Origin of the sequence: Spirulina subsalsa FACHB-351, assembly GCF_026130165.1 — a bacterium.
Taxonomy (GTDB): domain Bacteria; phylum Cyanobacteriota; class Cyanobacteriia; order Cyanobacteriales; family Spirulinaceae; genus Spirulina_A; species Spirulina_A subsalsa_A.
This window is the reverse complement of sequence record NZ_JAIHOM010000184.1, coordinates 1-6,295: the sequence shown is the minus strand read 5'-3', so window position 1 is coordinate 6,295 and position 6,295 is coordinate 1. Positions and strand designations below refer to the sequence as shown.

Below are 6,295 nucleotides of genomic sequence, written 5' to 3'. Positions count from 1 at the left end.
TTGACTTTTGCTTTTGACGCTTGTTGCTTCCTTTTTTCTTCTTAGATAGCTTACGCTGTGCTTTCTTTAAACGCTTCTCAGCTTGACGAAGAAATCGAGGATTGTCTAGTTTTTCTCCATTGGAGTCAGTCAAGAAATGGTTTAAGCCCACATTTAAGGTAATTTTAAAGCGGGTTTATCTCAAAGTGTACTAATTGCTAATTAAAGATGCCAACATCTTTAATTGAGGTTCGGCACAGGGCAAAAATAAACGATTTATGATTAAAATACAACGAACTTCCCTTTCATTCTATGTAATTCTACTCAAAACGATTAATGTATTGATAAAACTTTACAAAAATCTTCTATAATCCCCTTCTAGGAACGGTGGGCTAAGAGATTGAGCCTCATTGTATAGCGGTTCTAAATCATTGATCAACTCTCAGAGAAGTTTCTCATAATACTTCAAGCTCCTTGTAACCCTTGTATACTGTTCCCTATTACCAGATCCGGTGTTCCCTTTGCTTTCCCTTGTGGATTACAAAACTCAAATGGAAACACTATAGCAGTTTCCGAGTCCTAGAGTGCAGACGGGGTAAGCAATCGCGTCATTTTTTCCGAATATAAATTCTCTTGAATCTGTCAATCTCCAGAATTCCCCATCGTGGCTTGTGCCGCTTGACGCAGGGCGCGAGTTTGATCTAATAATGCCTCCATATCTTCCTCAGAAAGACGTTGCACATAGTTCACCTTAATCTCTTCAATTAAAGCATGGAGCAAGTATTCCATCCGTTCCATACTTTCCTGGGCTTGAATTTCTGAACTCATGGATTTTGTAAAGGTACTAATCAACCGATCTAGTAAACGGTCAAACTCGGGATCTTCTTCTAGGATATGTTGAATCTGTGTATAAACAATGGAATAAACCTGATGAATGGTTTGTTCAATGATATTTTGTGTTAAATTCTCCACCCCCGGTAACTTGCTGAAATTCTGATAGCCCGGAATATCGGCAATGGCTTTATCTAAACCATGATGAATAATAGCCTCTAAATCCTCACGAGTAGCGGGTAGGACTTGATTGATGATTAACTGCACAATTAAGCGAGAAATTTCTGCTACTTCGTTAATATCATTGAGATTGATATAAGGATTTTTATTGCGTTGTGCAAGTAAATCTGTTAACTCTCCCCGTTGAATTGACCCTTGAACTTGATTCAGAATTCCAACTACTACTACTTCGGTTAAGTCTTCGGCAATGCCTGCTACAAAGCCTTGGCTGGCTTGTTTTTTAATAGCTTTTAGATCAATTAAATTCGCTTGATTAAGACGGATTAAAACGGGAAGTATTCGTAATAACCGAATGGAACGTAACCCAAAAAAAACAGGTGCAAACAGTAAAATGTCGTACCAGCGCCACAACATGGCATCAAACCAACTGACTCCCGTATGACGACGACTGATAAACCAACTACGGAGTAAAAACTCGCTGAAAAAGATCAGGGCAAAGGGAAAGTCAAGTAGGCCAAAGTTATTGACGGGGCGACCATTTTCTCCGATGGGGCGGAAGTAGTTGGTTTCCATCAAGGGGCGAATTTTGCGGTTAAAAAAGTTTAATTCTTGGATGGCGTTGCGGGTGGCTAAATGTTCTTGACTCCAAAAAATACTAAAGGCTTCTTTCGATGAACCATCTTCCCCCCAGATGTGTTCTCGCATGATGTTTTTAATCTGTTCTAATGTCCCAGTCTTGTTGGCAATTAAAAAGGGGTTAGTGTCGATCATTTCATCGCTGAGTTGGCGCAAATCTTCGAGAATTTCCGCGACTTCTGGAGAACGCAAACTGGTTTGAATCAGTTCTTCTTCTAACTCTTCCACCCGCCTCAAATAGGCTTCTGTGTCCCGATGGGGTTCAATGGCTTTTACCCAGTCATAGGCTTGAGTAATGGGTAAACGATGCACCACAATGGGTTCTTCGGGTATCTCTAACTGATAGCCTCCAAGATTAATGCTTAACAGTCTAACGCGACCCTGTAACCAAAAATCCCGTAAGGGAACATAGGTAAAATCAAACACCACAAGGGCGTAGTTCAGGAAAGCGATAATCGCCATAATTCTCTCAAACCAAAGGCTACCGCCTTTTTTGGGAGAACGTTTGACTGAAGTGCGGGGGCGTAGTTGCTTGGATAAACTCATGTGAAATGATCTGGGCTGCCAAAATGAATCCAGTCTAACATTGCAAGCCCTCGGGGGCTCCTAACTTTTCCCTCTGGGGAAATAATTGAGAATAGTTGTCATTTACTGGCTTTTATGTTTATAGTGGACAGAAGGGGAGATGATTTGACTTCTCTTCAGCCCGAAAGTATTCAGCCATTCGGAGGATTCAACGCAAGCATGGGACAAGTGACGGTAGCGCCCGAGGTGAGAAGGGTTAAAGCACCTAAAACCTCGACTTTTGAGCAAGTTGGACAGTTGTTAGGATTTGTGATGAAGGACGGGGAAAAAATCAAGTATTTACGGTTAGTGATTCACAACCAAGAATATTGGCTTAAAGTCCCCAAATCTCTACGGAAAACCCTAGATCCGAGCCTTTATCCGGGCTGTTGGGTGAAGGTGGCCGGACACCAAAAATGTTCCCGCAAGACGGGAAAATTTAAGTATAAGGCGATCGCCGTTGAACCGGTTTTTAATGATTTTCCCTCTCCTTCTCCTCGGGTATCTCCTCCCCCTATAGTCTCGAAGCCCCCGAGCCAAAAAGCAAAAATTCTCATCTGTCAAAAATCCAATTGTCGTAAACGAGGGGGATCTGGGTTATGTAGTGCTTTAGATGAGTATTTGCGCGATCGCGGTTTAGAAAACCAGGTGCAAGTCAAAGCCACAGGATGCCTCAATCAGTGCAAAAAAGGCCCCGCTTTGGTCGTTTTACCGGATAAAGCCAAATATACCCAAGTCACCCCCCGCCAGCTTCCTCAGCTTCTAGATCAACATCTCAATTCACACTAAGGTTTTCAAATTACTGGCCGTTTCCTGTAAACTACGCACTCCAATCCGGGTTTGAGCGATACCTGTAGCCGTTTGTTGCGCCCCCAGGTTAATATCATCCATTGCCATGCGGACTTGTTCCGTAGCCGTGGCTTGTTGGCGGGCGGTGAGGGAGATTTGTTCCACATTGAGGGCGATCGCATTAATTCCCTCCACAATATCATCCACCGCCTTTGTCCCCTCTTTCGTCACTTCCACGGTTGAGTAGGCCGTAGTCTGTACCGATTGCAAGATGTGGGTAATACTCACCGCCGATTGGCGACTTTGGTCCGCCAGTTTACGGATTTCTGTCGCCACCACCCCAAAACCTTTCCCTGCTTCCCCAGCCCGCACCGCTTCCACCGCCGCATTGAGGGCTAACATATTGGTTTGACTCGAAATATCCCGGACAATTTCCGTAAACTCGTTGACGCGCCCCAGTTGTTCGGTTAAATCTAACACCTGTTTGACGATTTGCTGGGATTTAGAATCAAGATTGTCCTTCTCGTTGATCCTATCCCCACTGGCTAAATCTTTCCCATTCGCCCGTACTAAAATATGACGGGCGGCTTTTGCGGCGGCTTCAGCTTGTTCGGCCGACTGTCGGGAGGAAGTGCTTAATTCTTCTATCGTAGCAGTGGTTTGGTTGACAGATGCGGCTTGTTGTGCTGCAATGCGTTCCTGTTCTTCGATGGTGGTCGTAATTTCCACGGAAGAGGTGGCAATCGTATTGGCTTCTGAACTAATACGATGAATCAGCCGATGAATTAAAAACCAACCGACTGCAATGGTACCGAGTAGGGATATAATACTGAGCAATCCGGCGGTATTTTGCAAGATATCGAGTTGATTGTTTTGCAATTCTTGGGCCTTTAAAACCACATCATGTTCAGATGTACTTAGGATATCCAGTAAATCTTCCACTCGATCAGAAATACCGCGAATATTTGCCCCTCGCCACTGTTCTAAAGCTAGGTCTAGATTGCCAACTTCTATACTTTGATTGATCCGTTCATTGGTTTGTTCAATCGTTAAAAGCAGTTGACTCAGTTCAGCTAAAAGAGGCTGTCGCGTGGCATCTGTAATCAAAGGAGTGAGTTCAATTTTTTGTTGTTTATACTGTCGGGTCAGTTCATTATATCTTGCCTTAGATTCATTGTTAGGGTCGATCAAATAAATTTGATGAGCTTTTAAGCTTAGAACCACACTGACCGAAAAGTTATTGATTTTTTCTTCGAGATTGTAAGATTGTTGTAGATATTCGGTGGATTCCCTCATTTTGCCGACATCATTTAAAATAAACATAGATGAGATAAAAATGAGCAGGATGGGAATTGAATAACCTCCAATAATCCAATATCTTAATCTCAGTTTGTTGCTAGTAATCTGTTCCATAGAACCTCGTAATCGTTTAAGACTCTTTAATCTTCATGATGACTCCAGTAAATCCCCCTAAAAAGTCTTGGCAATTTTGGATTGATCGCGGTGGCACCTTTACCGATATTGTGGCGAAACGACCCGATGGGGAAATAGTCATTCATAAACTCCTGTCGGAAAATCCGGAACACTACCCTGATGCTCCCCTGCAAGGAATCCGGGAAATTATGGGAATTCAGGGAGATCAACCAATTCCGACGGCAGAGATTGAAAGCATTAAGATGGGGACAACGGTGGCAACGAATGCCCTGTTAGAACATCAAGGCGATCGCGTGGTTTTAGTCGTAACTCAAGGCTTTAAAGATGCTCTCCGCATTGGCTACCAAAACCGCCCCCAAATTTTTGCCCGTGAGATTATTTTACCAAGTCTCCTCTACGAAACCGTGATTGAGGCCGTAGAACGGATTGATGCGAGAGGGAATATTCTGACTCCCCTGCAAATTGAAACCGTCAGGCAGGATTTAGAAACCGCCTATCAAACTGGAATTCGCAGTTGTGCCATTGTCCTGATGCACGGTTATCGCTACCCTGACCATGAACAGGCGATCGCACAAATTGCCCAAGAGATCGGCTTTACTCAAATTTCCGTCTCCCATCAAGTTAGCCCCCTGATGAAGTGGGTCAGCCGGGGAGATACTACCGTGGTGGATGCTTACCTTTCCCCTATTTTACGCCGTTATGTCGATCAAGTGGCGACTTTTTTATGGGGAGAGAAAAACCCCCCCACTCCCACCACCCCCCATCTCCTCTTTATGCAGTCTAACGGGGGACTCACCGCCGCCCATCACTTTCAGGGCAAAGATAGCATTCTCTCTGGGCCCGCTGGGGGGATTGTCGGAGCCGTCCAAACCAGTGCGATCGCCGGATATAAAAAAATCATCGGCTTTGACATGGGCGGCACCTCCACCGATGTCAGCCACTACGCCGGAGAATACGAACGCAGCCTAGAAACCGAAATCGCCGGAGTGCGCCTACAAACCCCCATGATGGCCATTCACACCGTCGCCGCCGGGGGCGGTTCCATCCTCCACTACGACAGCATCCGCTACCTCGTCGGCCCCCAATCCGCCGGAGCCCATCCCGGCCCCGCCGCCTATGGCAAAGGCGGCCCCCTGACCATCACCGACTGCAATGTACGAGTCGGCAAACTTCAACCCTCCTTTTTCCCCCCCATCTTTGGCCCCCATGCCGATCAACCCCTCAACAGTGCCATAGTGTGGGAAAAATTCGACCAGCTAACCGCCTCCATTGACGACGGGAGAACACCGGAACAAGTCGCCAGTGGTTTTTTAGCGATCGCCGTCGAAAAAATGGCCAACGCCATCAAAAAAATCTCCCTCCAACGAGGCTATGATGTCTCCCAATACACCCTCTGCTGTTTTGGCGGAGCCGGAGGACAACACGCCTGCCTGATCGCCGAAGCCCTCGGCATGAAACAAATCCTCATTCACCCCTACGCAGGCGTTCTCTCCGCCTACGGCATCGGACTAGCCGATATTCGCATCCTGCGGGAAAAAGCCCTAGAATTGCCCCTCAGCCCCACCCTAGAACCCCAACTCAGCCAAGCCTTCCAAGACCTCTCCCAAACCGCCCGCACCGAACTGCGCCAACAACACCCCACCCCGCCCCCCATCGGTCAAGAAATCCGCACCCTCCACCTCAAATATCAAGGCACCGACTCCACCCTCCCCATCCACTGGGACACCATCCCCACCATGCAAACCGAATTTGCCACCCTTCACCACCAACGCTATGGCTTCACCCTCCCCGACAAACCCCTGATTGTCCAATCCCTCTCCCTCGAATTAGTCTGTCCCACCCAAATCCCCCCCGAAAAGACCCACCCCCGCACCACACCCCA

4 protein-coding genes and 1 pseudogene are annotated in these 6,295 nt (G+C 46.5%); 2 read left to right on the top strand and 3 right to left on the bottom strand.

Going from position 1 to position 6,295, the window contains the following annotated elements:
* Both K4A83_RS21440 and K4A83_RS21435 read right to left on the bottom strand, forming a co-directional pair.
* Positions 1-151, bottom strand: a pseudogene (locus K4A83_RS21440) (transposase); the annotation flags it as partial.
* A 470-nt stretch (positions 152-621) separates the two neighbouring features.
* Positions 622-2,088 carry a hypothetical protein gene (locus K4A83_RS21435; RefSeq protein ID WP_265266747.1) on the bottom strand — a complete coding sequence of 489 codons (1,467 nt, stop codon included), beginning with the start codon at positions 2,086-2,088 and terminating at the stop codon, positions 622-624.
* A gap of 282 nt (positions 2,089-2,370) precedes the next feature.
* On the opposite strand from K4A83_RS21435, the gene K4A83_RS21430 reads away from it, so the two are divergent.
* Positions 2,371-2,979 (top strand): (2Fe-2S) ferredoxin domain-containing protein, encoded by a 609-nt coding sequence (locus tag K4A83_RS21430; RefSeq protein ID WP_265266746.1) that lies wholly within the window; start codon positions 2,371-2,373, stop codon positions 2,977-2,979.
* On the opposite strand, the gene K4A83_RS21425 is transcribed toward K4A83_RS21430, so the two are convergent.
* On the bottom strand, positions 2,971-4,302 hold the full coding sequence (locus K4A83_RS21425; protein ID WP_265266745.1) for a methyl-accepting chemotaxis protein: 1,332 nt from the start codon (positions 4,300-4,302) through the stop codon (positions 2,971-2,973). The two genes, K4A83_RS21430 and K4A83_RS21425, sit on opposite strands and share 9 nt — an antisense overlap.
* A gap of 128 nt (positions 4,303-4,430) precedes the next feature.
* Between K4A83_RS21425 and K4A83_RS21420 the strand changes: the two genes are divergently transcribed.
* On the top strand, positions 4,431-6,295 hold a 1,865-nt coding region (locus K4A83_RS21420), incomplete at its 3' end, for a hydantoinase/oxoprolinase family protein (RefSeq protein WP_407810261.1).